Genomic DNA, 18,033 nt, shown 5'->3' with positions numbered 1-18,033 from the left:
TTTAATAATAAAAGGACAAGCCATGTTTACCCGTACCATTGAACCCGCCTTTTACGATACTGACGCCTTAGGGCACATTAACAACACCCGCCTGCCAGCGTGGTTTGAGCTTGCCCGCAATGACTTGTTCAAACTCTTTACCCCTGACTTAAATCCCAGTCAGTGGCGCTTGATTATGGCGCGCATGGAAGTCGACTACCGGGCTGAACTGTTTTACGGTCATGATATCGAAATACGTACTTACTTAACTCGGTTAGGCAATAGTTCGTTTACAGTGACTCAAGAGGCGCGTCAGCACGGCAAGCTCACTAACCTGGGCCATACCGTTATGGTGCAGTATGACCATCAGGCCAAGTGCGCCATGCCCATTGAGGGTGACCTGCGCGAGGCACTAACCTCGCATCTACAAGACGCGCCTGAGCCCGCCTGATTGACGCTGCCCTGGGCTTCCGGGGCAACAGGAGCCTTATAATGGCAATCCGCTACAACCTCTGGATAGACCCTGACAATGTCGCCCAGCATCGCGCCGTGGAGGCAGACCTTGAGCGCTATTTCATTGAGCGCTTTGCCGACTATCCGCATATCCGCTTGTTTGGGGCCGACCCCTACGATTATGATGCGCCCTTCAATCGCCTTTACGACGTGCTAATGGCACGAGCCGCTGAATACAGTGAGCGGACGTGGTGCTATGTCGCGTCGCCTGAACAGCTCAATCGCTGCTTTTTCCGTGCTGTTGGCCGCTCGACTAAATTTGTTCAAGACGACCGCCCGTGAGAGACCAATCCAATGGTGATACGCACCAACCAAGCGCCTGACGAACGTCAGCTCGCCATTATTGCCCAGCAGCTTGGCCGCGCACCGCGTGGCATCGAAGCGGTAGCCGCGACCGACGGTGAAGGCACGCCACTAGTACTGCGCATGGCGCCGATTGTCGATGGTAAACCCTTCCCCACCCTGTATTGGCTCTGTTCCGATGTGCTGAAAGTTGAGATTTCCCGCATCGAAGCCGTTGGGGTTATCAAAGCGCTCGAACAACGCCTACAGGAAGAGCCTGAATTTCTCGAAGCTTACCAACAGAGCCATCGCGACTATGTCACCGCTCGCTGGGACGCTATGAGTGATGCTCAGCGTGAAGAAGTCGCTAAGCTGGGTTACACCAATGTGATGACCGAACGCGGCATTGGCGGCATTAGCAACTGGCACCAGATACGCTGCCTGCATACTCAGTACGCCCATCACCTTTGCGGTGACAATGTCATTGGGCAGTGGATGGATAAGCATCACCAAGTAGACCGCTGTTTACCCTAAGCCCCCTGTTAGTCTCGTTTTTTTTGACTACGGTTTTAGCTACGTTCATTTTTTAACGACAGGAAATAAACGAATGGCTCGAATTTGCGTTTATCTTGGCTCCCGTGAAGGTAACAGACCTGCCTTCCGCCAGGCGACCACTAAACTGGGACGCACGCTCGCTGAACGCGGCCACACGCTAGTTTATGGCGGGGCACGCGTTGGTCTGATGGGGGAACTGGCTAATTCAGTGATGGATGCTGGCGGCGAAGCCATTGGCGTGATGCCCGACCACTTAGTGGAGCGCGAACAGGCACACTTTGGCTTAAGCGAGCTGATTCGGGTGCGCAATATGCACGAACGCAAAGCCACTATGGCGGCCAACGCCGACGCTTTTATTGCCTTACCCGGCGGGATAGGCACCTTGGAAGAGCTGTTTGAAATATGGACGTGGGGCTATCTAGGCCTGCATGAAAAACCGATGGGGTTGCTGAACATCGACGAGTTCTATTCGCCGCTGCTGACTTTTTTAGACAGCACGGTCAGTCATGGCTTTTTGGCGCCTCCCACCCGCGAAATGCTGCTCGACGCACCGTCACCCCATGAGTTGCTTGATGCACTAGAAGCTCTGCTGTAGGGCTTTAGAGGGAAGCGTCACTAGCGCCCTGGGTGCTCGGTGAGCTTGCGGGTATGCTGATAGGTAAGCTGCAGTAGGCGGGCATCTTCACCTGCCCGGTGGCGGTGAATACCCTGTTCGGCGATCAACGCTTCTTTGGTGTCGCTCCACAGCGCCTGCTGCTCCTCGCTCAGCAGAATCCTTAACGCCTCAAGGCGAAAACGCGGCAGCATGCCCGCATGATGAAAGAGCAGCGACAGCCAGGTGTTGTCGTATCCCCAACTATCGCTGTACGCCTTACCCAGCTCGCGCAGTTCATCGTTCAGCCAGTGGGCGACCTGGCGTACCGGATAGCCCTCCTGAATGAGGCGATCACGGGAGATGCCATGCAGCAGTTCGGCCTTGGGATCCCAGTGCGTCCACTCTTCCAGCGGTTGAATGAGAAAAGCACAGCAGCTTCCATCGGCACGGGCGATGCCTACTTCAATGGGGTAGCTGCCACGCCCAAATCCGGACGCTTCAATATCTAACACTGTGGGTAGCGTCTCGGACACAACCTTCCTCACTCAATCAAAACGCGGTAACGCTTCATGCGGCGGCCACGTTATTTAGTGCCGGCTGATCCGCCTGTCGCTGCCAGTAAGCCGCACGCTCGCCATCTACCGCCAAACCTAACTCACCCAGGCGATAAGCACGGGCAAGCCGCTCCGCAGCTAGGTAATGCCCCGACTGGGCGGCACGTGCGTACCAAGTCACCGCGTAATCTTCACGGCGCGGGTACTGAGCACAGCCATGTTCATGGATTTGCGCCACTTGGTACTGTGACTTTACATCCCCGGCGTGCGCCGCTTCCAGAACGTACCGCGCGCCGCGCGCCTTGTCCTGGGGCGTCTGACTACGATGAAACAGCATGTGGCCGTAAACGGAGAGCGCATCTGGATGACCCGCTTCCGCACAGCGCTTAAACAAGCGCATCGTTAAACGCTGGGTGCGCGGTGAACGCGGCAACAGCCAGTGATTATGAAACAGCCGTTCAGCTAGGCGAAATTCTAGCCGAGTAAACAACGTTGATGCCTGCAGCATGGCAAACCACCCTGCCTGTCTGTTGGAACCTTGGGCTAGCAGTCACAAAAAAGCTGCCAACCACACGAGAAACCGGCCTTTAGCCGGTCGATGGGCTGGCAAGCATACGCCTGCCTTTGCGACGACTCAACCCCATTAATTTGCTGCTGGCAATGAGCCTCGCTAACATGCCATTCATACGCCGTTTACCAGCCTGGTAATGGTGGCTTATCTTGTGGCAATTCCGCCTTAGTAAGGAGATAAAAATGCAAACGCGCCCACTTGGCAGAACCGGCATGGAGGTAAGTCGACTCTGTTTAGGCACGATGACGTTTGGCGAGCAAAACAGCGAAGCTGAAGCCCACGAACAGCTTGATAGAGCCGTGGCGTTTGGTATCAATTTTATTGATACCGCAGAAATGTACCCCGTCCCGCCCATGGCCAAGACCCAGGGCTTAACTGAACGCTATATCGGCAGTTGGCTAAAGCAGCGTGGTGCCAGGGACGATCTGATCATAGCCACCAAGGCAGCAGGCCCAGGGCTTGACCATATACGGGGTGGCCCGCGATTGACCCGTGAGCAGATTCATCAGGCCATCGATACAAGCCTGGAGCGCTTGAACACCGATTACGTTGACCTTTACCAACTCCACTGGCCCGACCGTCAAACCAACTTCTTTGGCAAGCTAGGCTACGTACATAGCGAAGACGAAGATGCGACGCCGCTAGAAGAAACGCTCTCGGCCCTTAAAGAGCTGGTTGATGCAGGCAAGGTACGAGCCATTGGGCTCTCTAATGAAACGCCCTGGGGCACCATGCGCTCACTGCAGCTTGCAGACCAGCTGGATTTACCGCGCGTGGCGTCTATTCAAAACCCCTATAATCTTCTCAACCGCTCTTTCGAAGTTGGTTTGGCGGAAATTGCCCACCGTGAAGATGTCGGCCTACTTGCCTATTCACCGCTAGGGTTTGGGGTACTCTCGGGCAAGTATCTGAATGGTGCACAGCCACCTAAAGGTCGCTTGACGCTGTACGAGCGCTTCAAGCGATATACCTCTCCTGAAGCCGAAGCGGCTACTCAGGCCTATGTTGCGCTTGCTGAAAAGCACGCGCTAGATCCTGCCCAGATGGCACTGGCGTTTGTTAACTCTCGCAGTTTCTTGACCAGCAATATTATTGGTGCCACCACCATGGAGCAGTTGGAAAGCAATCTTGCCAGCGAGAGCCTCAAGCTGGACAACGAAGTGCTAGAGGCAATCGAAGATATTCACCGCCGCATGCCAAACCCCTGCCCTTAAAACAGCCATTAAAAGCACAGTCGGCTCTCACCAAGCTATCACCGCTATAGCCTCGGTCTTCGCCGAGGCTTGGTATACTGAGCTCACTTATATCAAGCTTTCATTTACCAGAGCACGACCAGGAGCATGCGATGCTGAGCGTTATCTCTCCCGCCAAAACGCTGGATTTTGAAACCCCATCGACCACAGAGCAAGTGTCACAGCCCGATTTTCTGAAACACAGCAAAGCGCTTATTACTATTTTGCGCGATTACTCGCCGCAACAAATCAGCGAGCTTATGGGGATCAGCGATAAATTAGCGGGCCTGAATACGGCGCGTTTTGAGGAGTGGCGCCCTCCTTTCACACTGAGCAATGCTAAACCCGCTGCACAAGCTTTTCAGGGCGACGTTTATACCGGCCTGCAAGCGGAAAACTTCAGCGAATCAGAGAACCGTTACGCACAGTCGCATCTGCGCATACTTTCTGGTCTTTACGGCCTGCTACGGCCCCTGGATTTGATCCAGCCCTATCGGCTGGAAATGGGCACCAAACTGCCTAACAGTGCCGGTAAGGATCTGTATGCCTATTGGAAGCCCATCCTGGCACCTGCACTTAATGAAGCCATTGCTGAAAGCGGCTCCAACGTGTTGGTTAATCTCGCCTCGAATGAGTACTTCAAAGCAGTAGATACCAAACAACTCAATGCGCGGATCATTACGCCGGTGTTTAAAGATGAGAAGAACGGCACCTTTAAAATCATCAGCTTCTATGCCAAAAAAGCACGCGGGCTGATGAGCGCCTGGATGGTCCAGCAGCAGGTTAACGATCCAGATGAACTCAAGGCATTTGATGTTGCTGGCTATCGCTTCGATGCATCGGCGTCCCAGGGTGATACTTTCGTTTTCACTCGTAAAGAAGCCGATCGCTAAAGCGAATGGGCTAATAGAAACGCACGGGGCGTAACGCGCGTGGCTTTAAGAAGCGTTGGTGCGCCTCTTTGAACAGCGCTGTATCGCAGCGATGAAGCCACTCATAAGCCACCATATCTGCCGTCACCGCCACGGCACCAACTGCGCAGGCGCGCTCACGGGCAAACGCAGCCTCTTGCGGGCGTCGACTGGCAGAGGCTTCACTCAGCCAGTACAAATCGTAGCCTGCCTCTAATAGCCCTAAACCCGTTTGCAGCACGCAGATGTGCGCTTCAGTTCCACACAGTACAATCTGTGTTTTACCCGTTGCGTTTAGTGCTTCACGAAATTCAGTTTCCGCCATGGCCCCAAAATGCTGTTTCTGCCAGAGCTGATAGTCATTTAGGCAGGCGAGCAGTGACGCCGAGGATCCCCCCAGTTTTTCTGGAGACTGCTCGGTTAGCCATACAGGTATCTCAAGCAAGCACGCCATTTCGCCTATCCAAGCAGCCTCGTTAACGGCTTCTTGACCGCCATCGATTACAGGCAGTAACCCCGCTTGGAAATCGACCATTAACAGCAAGCTTTTATCGCGTTGTAGTAGCACGTTGCCACCTCATTTTTATCGTTATTTAGGCCGACCATAATAGACGCGATACAAACAATAAAGCAGCCGCTTTTCAGCGACTGCTTCGACTAACTCAACAAACAAAGGCTCGGCCTAGTTCTCGGCCGCCTCTTCCATATCTTCGCCGAGCTCTTCCATGCTCTCCCCGGCATCTTCTGCGGCGTCATCAATGTTTTCACCCGCTTCTTCAGCTGGGCCTTGATCATCACATGCGACAAGACCACCTGCCATTAAAGCCATAAAAAGGGCGATGGCTAGCTTCTTGGCTAATTGCGTCGTCATACCGTTTCTCCTCCTGAGATTTTACTTCTGGGTACGTGCAACATAATACTAGATGCTGCTTGGCAACAATACCACATCTAATACACAACTTATTGTTATAGATATATTTAAAACAACTGCTTTAATATTACACACAAATAAGTGCGGCTTTGCCTTTGCGAATGCAGTGACGCAATCTCCGGAGGCATGCTGCTGCGGGTTAATATGGCAGCATCGCAAGCTCGTCGCCATGACATGGCTTTTTTCTTTTTTCCACACAAACAAGAAACCCAGCCGGGTGGCTGGGTTTCTTGTTAAATAAGTGCCTGACGATGACCTACTCTCGCATGGGGAGACCCCACACTACCATCGGCGCTAAGCGGTTTCACTTCTGAGTTCGGCAAGGGATCAGGTGGTTCACGCGTGCTATGGTCGTCAGGCGTAACTGGCTATGTACATCATGCTGACTGTTTTTAACTCAATTGTGTGCGTCTTATCGCCTGCCGCCCTTACGTTATGTCGTTTGGGCCACACGCTGCGTATCCGGCATTCATCAACGTCATCATCACGACCAGACCCCTTGGGTGTTATAGGGTCAAGCCTCACGGGCCATTAGTACACGTTAGCTCAACGCCTTGCAGCGCTTCCACACCGTGCCTATCAACCAGCTGGTCTCGCTGGGCCCTTCAGGAGGCTCTAGGCCTCAGGGATGTCTCATCTTGAAGGGGGCTTCCCGCTTAGATGCTTTCAGCGGTTATCCCGTCCGACCATAGCTACCCGGCAATGCCACTGGCGTGACAACCGGAACACCAGAGGGTCGTCCACTCCGGTCCTCTCGTACTAGGAGCAGCCCTTCTCAAACATCCAACGCCCACGGCAGATAGGGACCGAACTGTCTCACGACGTTCTAAACCCAGCTCGCGTACCACTTTAAATGGCGAACAGCCATACCCTTGGGACCGACTTCAGCCCCAGGATGTGATGAGCCGACATCGAGGTGCCAAACACCGCCGTCGATGTGAACTCTTGGGCGGTATCAGCCTGTTATCCCCGGAGTACCTTTTATCCGTTGAGCGATGGCCCTTCCATACAGAACCACCGGATCACTAGAACCTGCTTTCGCACCTGCTCGACGTGTCTGTCTCGCAGTCAAGCACCCTTATGCTCTTGCACTCAATGCACGATGTCCGACCGTGCTGAGGGTACCTTCGTGCTCCTCCGTTACTCTTTAGGAGGAGACCGCCCCAGTCAAACTACCCACCACACACTGTCCTCGATCCGGATAACGGACCTGAGTGAGAACGCCAATGATGCCAGGCTGGTATTTCAAGGTTGGCTCCGCCCGAACTGGCGTCCGAGTTTCAAAGCCTCCCAGCTATCCTACACAGGCAACATCAGCGTCCAGTGTGAAGCTATAGTAAAGGTTCACGGGGTCTTTCCGTCTAGCCGCGGGTACACCGCATCTTCACGGCGATTTCAATTTCACTGAGTCTCGGGTGGAGACAGCGTGGCCATCATTACGCCATTCGTGCAGGTCGGAACTTACCCGACAAGGAATTTCGCTACCTTAGGACCGTTATAGTTACGGCCGCCGTTTACCGGGGCTTCAATCAAGAGCTTCGCCTTGCGGCTAACACCATCATTTAACCTTCCGGCACCGGGCAGGCGTCACACCCTATACGTCCGCTTGCGCGTTAGCAGAGTGCTGTGTTTTTAATAAACAGTTGCAGCCACCTGGTATCTTCGACCGGTTCGGGCTTAGAGAGCAAGTCTCATCACCCTACGCCGGCGTGCCTTCTCCCGAAGTTACGGCACCATTTTGCCTAGTTCCTTCACCCGAGTTCTCTCAAGCGCCTTGGGATTCTCACCCTGACCACCTGTGTCGGTTTGGGGTACGGTCGCACATGATCTGAAGCTTAGAGGCTTTTCCTGGAAGCGTGGCATCAGTGACTTCCTGACCGTGGTCAGTTCGTTTCGTGTCTCGGCCTTAAAGGATCCCGGATTTACCTAAGATCCCAGCCTACTCACTTTCACCAGGACTACCAACGCCTGGCTCACCTAGCCTTCTTCGTCCCCCCATCGCAACCATGTCCGGTACGGGAATATTGACCCGTTTCCCATCGACTACGCCTTTCGGCCTCGCCTTAGGGGCCGACTCACTCTGCTCCGATTAGCGTCGAACAGAAACCCTTGGTCTTCCGGCGAGGGAGTTTTTCACTCCCTTTATCGTTACTCATGTCAGCATTCGCACTCGTGATACCTCCAGCAGACTTCTCAATCCACCTTCATTGGCGTACACGACGCTCCTCTACCGCTCATCCTAAAAGGATGAACCCGTAGCTTCGGTACCTGGTTTAGCCCCGTTACATCTTCCGCGCAGGCCGACTCGACTAGTGAGCTATTACGCTTTCTTTAAAGGATGGCTGCTTCTAAGCCAACCTCCTAGCTGTCTAAGCCTTCCCACATCGTTTCCCACTTAACCAGGATTTCGGGACCTTAGCTGACGGTCTGGGTTGTTTCCCTTTTCACGACGGACGTTAGCACCCGCCGTGTGTCTCCCACGCGTTACTCACCGGTATTCGGAGTTTGCCTCGGGTTGGTAAGTCGGGATGACCCCCTAGCCGAAACAGTGCTCTACCCCCGGCGGTACTACGTGAGGCGCTACCTAAATAGCTTTCGAGGAGAACCAGCTATCTCCGAGCTTGATTAGCCTTTCACTCCGATCCACAAGTCATCCAAATCTTTTTCAACAGATCCTGGTTCGGGCCTCCAGTTGATGTTACTCAACCTTCACCCTGCTCATGGATAGATCGCTCGGTTTCGGGTCTATATCCAGCGACTGTGTCGCCCAGTTAAGACTCGGTTTCCCTACGGCTCCCCTATACGGTTAACCTCGCCACTGAATATAAGTCGCTGACCCATTATACAAAAGGTACGCAGTCACAGAACAAGTCTGCTCCTACTGCTTGTACGCACACGGTTTCAGGATCTATTTCACTCCCCTCTCCGGGGTTCTTTTCGCCTTTCCCTCACGGTACTGGTTCACTATCGGTCAGTCAGGAGTATTTAGCCTTGGAGGATGGTCCCCCCGTCTTCAGTCAAGGTTTCTCGTGCCCCGACCTACTCGATTTCACATGATCAGATTTTCGACTACGGGGCTATCACCCGCTACGGCCAGACTTCCCAATCTGTTCGCCTAATCATTCACATGCTTAAGGGCTGGTCCCCGTTCGCTCGCCGCTACTAGGGGAATCTCGGTTGATTTCTTTTCCTCAGGGTACTTAGATGTTTCAGTTCCCCTGGTTCGCCTCTTACACCTATGTATTCAGTGTAAGATACTGACCTTATGGTCAGTGGGTTTCCCCATTCAGAAATGTCCGGGTCACAGGTTGTTGCCACCTCACCGAACCTTATCGCAGGCTACCACGTCTTTCATCGCCTCTGACTGCCTAGGCATCCACCGTGTGCGCTTAATTGCTTGACCCTATAACCCGAAGGAGTCTGGATATCGCAATAATCACGTTTCATTTTGCCGGATACGCTGACGCGTATCACAATTTAAGACCACTTCTTGCGAAGTGTTCTTGTCAGCATGATATACATTGTTAAAGAGCGACTGCTATAAGCAGTGATAAGCGTTTTTTTCACATTAAAAAAAGAAGACCTTTTTCTTTTTCTAAGCTAGAAAAGCGTTCGCTTATCACTGCTCATATCACAGCTATCTGATCAGGTAATTCATTGTGGACGCTTACTGACTGTGACGCATCGTTTAAGGAGGTGATCCAGCCGCAGGTTCCCCTACGGCTACCTTGTTACGACTTCACCCCAGTCATGAACCACACCGTGGTGATCGCCCTCTTGCGTTAGGCTAACCACTTCTGGTGCAGTCCACTCCCATGGTGTGACGGGCGGTGTGTACAAGGCCCGGGAACGTATTCACCGTGACATTCTGATTCACGATTACTAGCGATTCCGACTTCACGGAGTCGAGTTGCAGACTCCGATCCGGACTGAGACCGGCTTTAAGGGATTCGCTGACTCTCGCGAGCTCGCAGCCCTTTGTACCGGCCATTGTAGCACGTGTGTAGCCCTACCCGTAAGGGCCATGATGACTTGACGTCGTCCCCACCTTCCTCCGGTTTGTCACCGGCAGTCTCCTTAGAGTTCCCGACATTACTCGCTGGCAAATAAGGACAAGGGTTGCGCTCGTTACGGGACTTAACCCAACATTTCACAACACGAGCTGACGACAGCCATGCAGCACCTGTCTTACAGTTCCCGAAGGCACACCAGAATCTCTTCCGGCTTCTGTAGATGTCAAGGGTAGGTAAGGTTCTTCGCGTTGCATCGAATTAAACCACATGCTCCACCGCTTGTGCGGGCCCCCGTCAATTCATTTGAGTTTTAACCTTGCGGCCGTACTCCCCAGGCGGTCGACTTATCGCGTTAACTTCGCCACAAAGTGCTCTAGGCACCCAACGGCTGGTCGACATCGTTTACGGCGTGGACTACCAGGGTATCTAATCCTGTTTGCTACCCACGCTTTCGCACCTCAGTGTCAGTGTCAGTCCAGAAGGCCGCCTTCGCCACTGGTATTCCTCCCGATCTCTACGCATTTCACCGCTACACCGGGAATTCTACCTTCCTCTCCTGCACTCTAGCCTGACAGTTCCGGATGCCGTTCCCAGGTTGAGCCCGGGGCTTTCACAACCGGCTTATCAAGCCACCTACGCGCGCTTTACGCCCAGTAATTCCGATTAACGCTTGCACCCTCCGTATTACCGCGGCTGCTGGCACGGAGTTAGCCGGTGCTTCTTCTGCGAGTGATGTCTTTCCTGGCGGGTATTAACCACCAGGCGTTCTTCCTCGCTGAAAGTGCTTTACAACCCGAGGGCCTTCTTCACACACGCGGCATGGCTGGATCAGGGTTGCCCCCATTGTCCAATATTCCCCACTGCTGCCTCCCGTAGGAGTTCGGGCCGTGTCTCAGTCCCGATGTGGCTGATCATCCTCTCAGACCAGCTACGGATCGTTGCCTTGGTGAGCCTTTACCTCACCAACTAGCTAATCCGACATAGGCTCATCCAATAGCGGGAGCCGAAGCCCCCTTTCTCCCGTAGGACGTATGCGGTATTAGCCTGGGTTTCCCCAGGTTATCCCCCACTACCGGGCAGATTCCTATGCATTACTCACCCGTCCGCCGCTCGTCAGCATCTAGCAAGCTAGATCTGTTACCGCTCGACTTGCATGTGTTAGGCCTGCCGCCAGCGTTCAATCTGAGCCATGATCAAACTCTTCAGTTTAAGATCTATGCGGTTCTTACCTGCCACCCGAAAGTGACAGAAGCGAACCAAACTTGGCTCAAGGTTCAAACGAATTCATTCAAAACAGATTCCAAAGGACGAATCCTTTACAACCTTATTGCTTGAGTCGCTTGCCTTGATATTGGGTGATTTGTCACCAACATCAGCAAGCGCCCACATGAATTACCTGATCAAATTGTTAAAGAGCTGTTTCGCTGGATAGTTACTGTAAAAGTAACCGGCTTACCGTTGACTTGGCTTGCCGCAGCGAGGAAGGCGTATTCTACGCAGTTCCTAGTGCTTGTCAAGGGCGTTGTTTTCGATGTGATGCTGACAACATCCAAAACCGCGAGCTATCGCAGAAGCGGTAACTGTTTGACAAACCAAGGCTTTTACACCTCATTCACCGCTGGTAACGCTAGGCGTCCCCGGCAGCGGATGCGTACTTTACGGTTTCGCTGACGGGTTGGCAAGGGGTTTTTAAAAATTAAAAGGTCAGCATTCCTATCCAAGGTGGTGGATCGAATCTGGCACCAACGAACTCGAACCGAGATCGGCAATGCTACGCGCCCCGGTGAGCGTCATGGCAACCCGCATCTCCTTATCAAATAGCTCAAGCAGATGAGAAACACCCGCTTCTCCAGCGGTAGCAAGTGCATAGATAAAAGCACGCCCAATCAATACGGTATCGGCCCCCATCGAGATCATGCGCACAACATCAAGCCCACTACGCACCCCGGAATCGGCAAGAATGGCCAAATCACCCTTAACCGCATCAGCGATAGCAGGCAGCGCACGTGCCGTGGAGGGAACACCGTCCAACTGACGACCGCCATGATTGGAAACAACGATACCATCCGCACCGAAGCGGACCGCATCCCGAGCATCTTCAGGATCGAGTATCCCCTTAATGATCATCGGGCCATCCCATTGCTCACGGATCCATTCCAGGTCTTTCCAAGAGATGGAGGGATCAAAGTTATCACCAAGCCAAGCAATATAGTCTTCAAGCTCAGTTGGCTTGCCGCGATAATCTGACACGTTGCCCAGGTCATGAGGACGACCATTAACACCCACGTCCCATGCCCAAAAGGGATGCGTTGCTGCTTGAAGCATTCGCCGCATTGGGCCGCGCTTACCGCTCATGCCTGAATGCGCATCACGATAGCGCGCCCCCGGCACGGGCATATCGACGGTAAAGATCAGCGTCTTGACGCCTGCAGCTTTAGCTCGCTCCAAGACATGCTTCATAAACCCTCTGTCTTTCAACACATAAAGCTGAAACCAGATAGGCCGATCGACAGCAGAGGCCACTTCGTCGATTGGACACACCGAAACTGTCGATAGCGTAAATGGTATCCCCTTATTAGTAGCTGCCCGGGCAGCTTGCACTTCACCGCGCCTAGCGTACATTCCTGCCAATCCTACCGGCGCCAAGGCAACCGGCATGGCAAGCGTTTCGCCGAACAGCGTAGTCTCCAATGATAGCGAAGACATATCTTTCAACACGCGCTGACGCAGTGCGACACCAGCAAGATCCTCGACATTGCGCCGCAACGTATGCTCCGCGTAGGAACCACCGTCGGCGTAGTGGAAAAGAAACGGAGGGATACGACGTTTGGCCGCTTGGCGATAATCAGTGGAAGCTGAAATGATCATGGATAGCCCTGTGCAATAGCCCTATGCAATGGATGCGCTATACACCGGCGCCCCAAAGTGGAAAATTGGTTTTACCAATTGACAAAAAAACTAGCACCAACAGTAGTGAGCCGCCCTAAGCGTGTCAAACGGAGATATCGCTCTTTAGCACCTTAAGCCGCTATACTTTAGTTTAAAGACGCTATAGATGCGTTTTATTAGCGTTAAACCCCACTTCGCAGGCGCTTGAGATCAAACGCTAATGCTCTTAATATTGGTCTTACCAATTGCGGACGCTAAACGACATGAGCTATTCACTATGAGCTACCCTCCGCTCCGCCAGCAGCGCTTGGCCGATGTAATTACTGAGCGCCTTGAAGCTATGATGCTGGAAGGCAGCCTAAAGCCAGGCCAGCGCTTACCTCCCGAACGTGAGTTAGCCGAGCGATTTGGCGTTTCGCGCCCCTCTTTACGGGAAGCCATCCAGAAACTAGCCGCTCGCGGCTTGCTGACCAGCCGCCAAGGCGGCGGTACTTTTGTTAACGACGACCTTAGCAATGGTTATACCGATCCTCTGCTGGAGATGCTCTCCCGTCACGGCGAATTTAACCTGGACTTACTTGAATTCCGCGACGCCATGGAAGGTATATCCGCTTACTACGCTGCGCTGCGCTCAACCCCCGCCGACAAAGCCGTCTTAATTCAGCGCTTCGAAGAACTCGACGGTGGCTTTGCCGGCGCAGATCCCATTCAAGAAGCGAAACTAGATGCGGCATTTCACCTAGCAATTGCCGAGGCCGCCCACAATGTTCTGCTGTTGCATACCATTCGCGGCATTTTTCATCTGCTAGAGAAGAGCATCGTGAACAACTTGGCTCATTTATTTGCCAAGGAAGGTTCGCGCAGCCAGTTAATGCAACAGCACCGCGCCCTGCTCAATGCCATTTTGGAAGGTCGCGCTGAGGATGCCCGAGCTCGCGCCCATGAGCACTTGGTGTTTGTTGAAGAAGGCCTACTTGAAATGGCCAAGGCTGAGACCCGTGCTCAGCGCGCCCTTCGCCGCGCCCAAGGCAATAGTAAGACGTCAGCATGAACAGCGCTGGCATGAACAACCCAGCGCCCACCCCTTTGCCGTTGCGTTGGCGACGTCTGTGGCTGCTGGTTATTTCACTCGGCTTAGCGTTGTGCATGTGGCAGGCCGCCCAGTTGGCGCGTGAACAAGCGCTTTCTAACTTACAGGATGATGCCGAAAACGAACTGCGGCTGTCTGCCGCCAACTTAAACGGCTATCTACTACGCTACGACTACCTGCCACAAATGCTTGCCACTCGGGAAGGCGTGCAGCGCTTTTTGACCTCTCCAGATAGCCAAGACCCGATGCCGCTCAATATGCTGCTGGATCGTTTCCGCTTTACAGCGGGAGTTTCAGACGTCTATTTACTCAATCGCGATGGCGACACGATCGCCGCCAGTAATTGGCACCGCCCTAACACCTTTATTGGCCAGAATTATGCTTTTCGCTCTTACTACACCGATGCCATTGCTGGGGGGCAGGGGCGCTTTTTTGGTCTAGGCATCAAGTCTCTTGAGCGAGGCTACTACTTCTCATCGCCCGTATGGATAGATGACACCTCGCCCGATGCGCGGCCAGACGGCGTGCTAGTGGTGAAAGTACTGTTAGATGACGTTGAAGATAGCTGGGCAGAGCAGGATGCCGAGCTGTTTGTCACTGATAGTGACGACATCATCTTCATGGCAAGCCATCCTGAGCTGCGCATGAACGCCCTTTACCCACTTACCGAAGAACAGCGTCAAGCCCTAAGGGAAACGCGCCGCTACGCCATGGAGCCGTTGTCCCCCTCGGGTATTGAAGTCAATGCACCTTACCGACAGGGAAGCCATTTGGTCAGTTTCTCCCAAGGCCCATTAAGCAGCAGCGACTACCTTAGTCTGACCCGACATATCCCTGAGTTTGGCTGGCAAATGCATATTTTAAAGCCGCTAACACCGGTGATTAGCGCTCAGTGGATAGCTGCTCTGATGGCAGGCGGCCTCTACGGCGTGGTCACTCTTGGTGCGGGCATTGGCTGGCAGCGTTTGAGACTACGCCGTGAGCGTGAAGCGTTTGCCGAGCGAGAGCGCAACACTTTGGCACGCGTGCGTGACGAACTAGAGGTTAGCGTGGAACGCCGCACCCGAGATCTAGTCGCCAGCAACCAACGCCTTTCGGATGAAATTGAAGAGCGCCGACGCGCTGAAGCCAACTTACGACAAACCCAAGACGAGCTGATTCAAGCCGCCAAACTCGCTGTATTGGGACAGCTCGCCGCGGGCATCAACCATGAGCTTAATCAACCGCTGGCGGCTATTCGCGCTTACGCGGAAAACGCCCGCCGCTTTATGGCATTAGCACGCCACGAAAAAGCCGATGCCAACCTGGAACAAATTGTTGAACTAACCGAGCGGATGGCGGATATCAGCGCGCAGCTGCGCCAGTTTTCACGTAAGAGCAGCGAACGCCAGGAGGCGATTTCGGTACAAGCCTGCATCGACTACGCTCTACGCCTGTTTCAAAGCCGCTTACGCGAAGGCAATATCACCATTGTTCAGGATTGGCCTGCTGAAACTCTATGGGTTAAAGGCGATCTGGTGCGCCTGGAACAAGTGTTGGTAAATTTAATCGGCAATGCGCTGCAGGCCATGAAAGGCGTGTCTGCGCCACAACTTACCCTGGGCGCCCGCATACACCAGCAGCAGGTCATTATTAGCGTTAGCGATAATGGCCCAGGCATCCCCGAGGAGCACTTGGGGCATATTTTTGAACCCTTTTTTACCACTAAAGCGCCGGGCAGTGGTTTAGGGCTGGGTCTCTCGATCTCATCGCGTATCATGGACGATTTAGGTGGCAAGCTACAGGCAGATAACCAGCCAGAAGGCGGCGCTTGCTTCACCATTACCCTGCCCCACTCACCGCTAACCTACACCCAGGAGAACTCCTCTTATGCATGAGCCGTCGACGCTGCCGGTCATGGTGATCGACGACGAACCGCATCTGCGGATCACCGCCAGCCAAACCCTAGAACTTGCGGGCTATACGCCCTACTGCTTTGAATCGGCGGAACAAGCCCTGGCAGCATTAACGCCGGACTTCCCGGGTGTCATTGTCAGTGATATCCGCATGCCGGGTATGGATGGCATGGCACTGCTCCATGAGTTACACAGCCGAGACGCCACTCTGCCGATTATTTTAATTACAGGGCACGGCGATATTTCCACAGCTGTAGAAGCCATGCGCGCCGGGGCCTGGGATTTTCTCGAGAAGCCTTTTGCCGGTGATCAACTGCTAGATGTGGTGCGCCGGGGCATAGAGAAGCGCCAGCTCAGCTTGGAAAACCACCGCCTTAAAGCCGAATTGGAAGTGCAACAAGCCGCACTGGGGCCACGCTTAGTTGGCCGAACAGTGGTCATATCGCGACTAGCTGCAATGATTCAGCGCATTAGCCAAGTAGAGGCCGATGTGCTGCTATTTGGGGAGACCGGCACCGGTAAAGACCTAGTGGCGCGAGCGATCCACGAGCGCAGCGACCGGCGCAACAGCCCCTTTATGGCGATCAACTGCGGCGCGGTGCCCGAAAATACCATTGAGTCCGAACTGTTTGGTCATGAGAAAGGCGCCTTTACCGGTGCCGTCGAGCGGCGCATTGGCAAGTTTGAACACGCAAATGGCGGCACGGTGTTTTTAGATGAAATCGAATCGATGCCCATGGCGCTGCAGGTCAAGCTGCTGAGAGTACTGCAGGAACGCAGTGTCGAGCGGTTAGGTGCCAATGAAACCGTCCCGCTCGATATTCGCGTGATTGCGGCCACCAAGGTGGACCTCAAAGCCGCCTCCGAAGAGGGAAGTTTTCGCGAAGACCTTTACTACCGGCTAAACGTGGTCACTCTGCCGCTGCCTGCCCTGCGCGAGCGGCGTGAGGATATTCCCTTATTATTCCAGCACTTTGCCGTGGTCGCCGCCAACCGCAGCGGGCTGGAAGCACCGACCCTCGACAGCTCCGCCATTGCCGCCCTGCTGGCCCATGACTGGCCCGGCAATGTGCGCGAGCTGCGTAACCTTGCCGAGCGCTACGTGCTGCTGGGCGCCGCCTTTGACTATCGCCTGGATGCACTACTGGAAGGGGTCAACGCCGACACAGAAGAGCCTACTTTGCCGCGCCAGGTCGAGCTGTTTGAAAAGAGCCTGATCAGCCAATCCCTGTCGCGCTACCATGGCCGGGTAACCGACGTTTGTCGCCACTTGGGTATTCCGCGCAAAACCTTTTACGACAAGCTTAAGAAGCACGGCCTCAATGCCGACGACTATCGCCACAGCAGCGAGCCCTGATGCAGCAACTCCCCCAACACAGACCAAGGCGGCACCCAAGGTATCAGCGTCAATGTGGCGATCAGCATCAGCAGGTTGGACATCGGCCGACGACTGTCGCCTAGCTTAAGCGCCGTACCAAAAGAGCGCTTTAGCCGCGCCCCCTCAAGGTCAACGCTGTAGATCTCATCCAAACTCAAGTGGATCAGAAAACCGACCAAGGTAGCCGCACCGTGCGACCACGCCAGCCATGCAGGCTGGTTGAGCAGATTAAAGCTTAACGCGGAGGTGAGCAGACTACATAGCCCACCCGCTAATAAGGAGTGCCAAATACCGCGGTGCACGGTGAAACGCGAAAATAGCAGGCCTGCGAGATAGCGCACACTGAAGTAAATCCCACCGCAGGCAATCAACAACGCCCCCGGCGTCAGCCATGGCTGTAGCAGCAGCGCCCCCAGGACCAGCGCAGGCACCGAAAGCAGATTAAATATCAGACGTATAGAGTGGGAACGGTCAGCGTCAATATCGGGCAAAATGCCGCCAAAGGTGACTAATGCAATCATCACCAGTGCTTGGGAGGGCGGCCACCACTGACCTTTCCAGCCTGCGTAAGCTATTAGCATGCCGCCCGCCGCTGCTACCGTAATATGCGTGCGAAAATTAGCCATGACGCGGCATCCCAGAGTC

General features: G+C 54.1%; 15 protein-coding genes and 3 rRNA genes. 9 read left to right on the top strand and 9 right to left on the bottom strand.

All coding sequences use genetic code 11. The features are described 5' to 3' along the window. Nucleotides 1-22: 22 nt before the first annotated feature. The 4 genes from QEN58_RS01940 to QEN58_RS01925 all read left to right on the top strand — a co-directional run bounded on the left by QEN58_RS01940 (nt 23) and on the right by QEN58_RS01925 (nt 1,924). On the top strand, nt 23-430 hold the full coding sequence (locus QEN58_RS01940) for an acyl-CoA thioesterase (protein ID WP_280105510.1): 408 nt from the start codon (nt 23-25) through the stop codon (nt 428-430). Nucleotides 431-471: 41 nt separating this feature from the next. Beyond that, nucleotides 472-774 (top strand): hypothetical protein, encoded by a 303-nt coding sequence (locus QEN58_RS01935; protein ID WP_280105509.1) that lies wholly within the window; start codon nt 472-474, stop codon nt 772-774. A gap of 12 nt (nt 775-786) precedes the next feature. Beyond that, nucleotides 787-1,308, top strand: coding sequence for a DUF501 domain-containing protein (locus tag QEN58_RS01930; protein WP_280105508.1), 522 nt, complete (start codon nt 787-789; stop codon nt 1,306-1,308). 73 nt (nt 1,309-1,381) lie between these two features. Further along, complete coding sequence (locus QEN58_RS01925) at nt 1,382-1,924, top strand: LOG family protein (protein WP_280105507.1); 543 nt, start codon at nt 1,382-1,384, stop codon at nt 1,922-1,924. 20 nt (nt 1,925-1,944) lie between these two features. Here the strand turns inward: QEN58_RS01925 and QEN58_RS01920 are convergent, their stop codons facing one another. Then, nucleotides 1,945-2,457: a hypothetical protein gene (locus QEN58_RS01920; RefSeq protein ID WP_071695161.1), complete on the bottom strand. Its 513-nt coding sequence runs from the start codon at nt 2,455-2,457 to the stop codon at nt 1,945-1,947. A gap of 34 nt (nt 2,458-2,491) precedes the next feature. After that, nucleotides 2,492-2,986 (bottom strand): tetratricopeptide repeat protein, encoded by a 495-nt coding sequence (locus tag QEN58_RS01915; protein ID WP_280105506.1) that lies wholly within the window; start codon nt 2,984-2,986, stop codon nt 2,492-2,494. Nucleotides 2,987-3,231: 245 nt separating this feature from the next. Here QEN58_RS01915 and QEN58_RS01910 point away from each other — a divergent pair, with 245 nt between their 5' ends. Together QEN58_RS01910 and yaaA are read left to right on the top strand one after the other, a co-directional pair. Beyond that, complete coding sequence (locus QEN58_RS01910; protein ID WP_280105505.1) at nt 3,232-4,263, top strand: NADP(H)-dependent aldo-keto reductase; 1,032 nt, start codon at nt 3,232-3,234, stop codon at nt 4,261-4,263. 131 nt (nt 4,264-4,394) lie between these two features. Beyond that, nucleotides 4,395-5,174, top strand: a complete 780-nt coding sequence (gene yaaA / locus QEN58_RS01905; RefSeq protein ID WP_280105504.1) for a peroxide stress protein YaaA — start codon at nt 4,395-4,397, stop codon at nt 5,172-5,174. Nucleotides 5,175-5,184: 10 nt separating this feature from the next. Here the strand turns inward: yaaA and QEN58_RS01900 are convergent, their stop codons facing one another. The 6 genes from QEN58_RS01900 to lldD form a co-directional block, all read right to left on the bottom strand. After that, nucleotides 5,185-5,760 (bottom strand): isochorismatase family protein, encoded by a 576-nt coding sequence (locus tag QEN58_RS01900; RefSeq protein ID WP_280105503.1) that lies wholly within the window; start codon nt 5,758-5,760, stop codon nt 5,185-5,187. A gap of 114 nt (nt 5,761-5,874) precedes the next feature. Further along, nucleotides 5,875-6,063: a hypothetical protein gene (locus tag QEN58_RS01895; RefSeq protein WP_280105502.1), complete on the bottom strand. Its 189-nt coding sequence runs from the start codon at nt 6,061-6,063 to the stop codon at nt 5,875-5,877. 303 nt (nt 6,064-6,366) lie between these two features. Next, nucleotides 6,367-6,482, bottom strand: a 5S ribosomal RNA gene (gene rrf / locus QEN58_RS01890). Nucleotides 6,483-6,633: 151 nt separating this feature from the next. After that, nucleotides 6,634-9,526: ribosomal RNA gene (locus QEN58_RS01885) — 23S ribosomal RNA — on the bottom strand. Nucleotides 9,527-9,812: 286 nt separating this feature from the next. Further along, nucleotides 9,813-11,345: ribosomal RNA gene (locus QEN58_RS01880) — 16S ribosomal RNA — on the bottom strand. The 16S, 23S and 5S rRNA genes sit together here, the layout of an rRNA operon. Nucleotides 11,346-11,849: 504 nt before the next feature. Beyond that, nucleotides 11,850-13,004 (bottom strand): FMN-dependent L-lactate dehydrogenase LldD, encoded by a 1,155-nt coding sequence (gene lldD / locus QEN58_RS01875; protein WP_280105501.1) that lies wholly within the window; start codon nt 13,002-13,004, stop codon nt 11,850-11,852. Nucleotides 13,005-13,302: 298 nt separating this feature from the next. On the opposite strand from lldD, the gene QEN58_RS01870 reads away from it, so the two are divergent. Genes QEN58_RS01870 through QEN58_RS01860 form a run of 3 tightly spaced genes read left to right on the top strand, consistent with a single transcriptional unit; the run spans nt 13,303 to nt 17,367 of the window. Beyond that, entirely contained in the window at nt 13,303-14,076 is a 774-nt protein-coding gene (locus tag QEN58_RS01870; RefSeq protein WP_280105500.1) for a GntR family transcriptional regulator, read from the top strand. Further along, a complete protein-coding gene (locus QEN58_RS01865; protein WP_280105499.1) occupies nt 14,073-15,992 on the top strand; it encodes a sensor histidine kinase in 1,920 nt (639 codons plus the stop codon). Before QEN58_RS01870 ends, QEN58_RS01865 begins: the two co-directional genes overlap by 4 nt. Further along, nucleotides 15,985-17,367 carry a sigma-54-dependent transcriptional regulator gene (locus QEN58_RS01860; protein ID WP_280105498.1) on the top strand — a complete coding sequence of 461 codons (1,383 nt, stop codon included), beginning with the start codon at nt 15,985-15,987 and terminating at the stop codon, nt 17,365-17,367. The genes QEN58_RS01865 and QEN58_RS01860 overlap by 8 nt, the downstream gene beginning before the upstream one ends. On the opposite strand, the gene QEN58_RS01855 is transcribed toward QEN58_RS01860, so the two are convergent. Further along, a complete protein-coding gene (locus tag QEN58_RS01855) occupies nt 17,343-18,014 on the bottom strand; it encodes a metal-dependent hydrolase (RefSeq protein ID WP_280105497.1) in 672 nt (223 codons plus the stop codon). The two genes, QEN58_RS01860 and QEN58_RS01855, sit on opposite strands and share 25 nt — an antisense overlap. Between the last annotated feature and the right edge of the window lie 19 nt (nt 18,015-18,033).

This window comes from Halomonas alkaliantarctica (assembly GCF_029854215.1).
GTDB lineage: Bacteria > Pseudomonadota > Gammaproteobacteria > Pseudomonadales > Halomonadaceae > Vreelandella > Vreelandella alkaliantarctica_A.
The sequence above is the reverse complement of the archived record's forward strand: the minus strand, read 5'-3'. Positions and strand labels throughout refer to the sequence as shown.

What these genes read in the sequence shown, in the direction of transcription:
- QEN58_RS01925 (WP_280105507.1), top strand. Translation starts at nt 1,382, where the DNA reads ATGGCTCGAATTTGCGTTTATCTTGGCTCCCGTGAAGGTAACAGACCT.
- QEN58_RS01935 (WP_280105509.1), top strand. Translation starts at nt 472, where the DNA reads ATGGCAATCCGCTACAACCTCTGGATAGACCCTGACAATGTCGCCCAG.
- lldD (WP_280105501.1), bottom strand. Translation starts at nt 13,004, where the DNA reads ATGATCATTTCAGCTTCCACTGATTATCGCCAAGCGGCCAAACGTCGT.
- QEN58_RS01930 (WP_280105508.1), top strand. Translation starts at nt 787, where the DNA reads ATGGTGATACGCACCAACCAAGCGCCTGACGAACGTCAGCTCGCCATT.
- QEN58_RS01910 (WP_280105505.1), top strand. Translation starts at nt 3,232, where the DNA reads ATGCAAACGCGCCCACTTGGCAGAACCGGCATGGAGGTAAGTCGACTC.
- QEN58_RS01915 (WP_280105506.1), bottom strand. Translation starts at nt 2,986, where the DNA reads ATGCTGCAGGCATCAACGTTGTTTACTCGGCTAGAATTTCGCCTAGCT.
- QEN58_RS01865 (WP_280105499.1), top strand. Translation starts at nt 14,073, where the DNA reads ATGAACAGCGCTGGCATGAACAACCCAGCGCCCACCCCTTTGCCGTTG.
- yaaA (WP_280105504.1), top strand. Translation starts at nt 4,395, where the DNA reads ATGCTGAGCGTTATCTCTCCCGCCAAAACGCTGGATTTTGAAACCCCA.
- QEN58_RS01855 (WP_280105497.1), bottom strand. Translation starts at nt 18,014, where the DNA reads ATGGCTAATTTTCGCACGCATATTACGGTAGCAGCGGCGGGCGGCATG.
- QEN58_RS01895 (WP_280105502.1), bottom strand. Translation starts at nt 6,063, where the DNA reads ATGACGACGCAATTAGCCAAGAAGCTAGCCATCGCCCTTTTTATGGCT.
- QEN58_RS01940 (WP_280105510.1), top strand. Translation starts at nt 23, where the DNA reads ATGTTTACCCGTACCATTGAACCCGCCTTTTACGATACTGACGCCTTA.
- QEN58_RS01860 (WP_280105498.1), top strand. Translation starts at nt 15,985, where the DNA reads ATGCATGAGCCGTCGACGCTGCCGGTCATGGTGATCGACGACGAACCG.
- QEN58_RS01870 (WP_280105500.1), top strand. Translation starts at nt 13,303, where the DNA reads ATGAGCTACCCTCCGCTCCGCCAGCAGCGCTTGGCCGATGTAATTACT.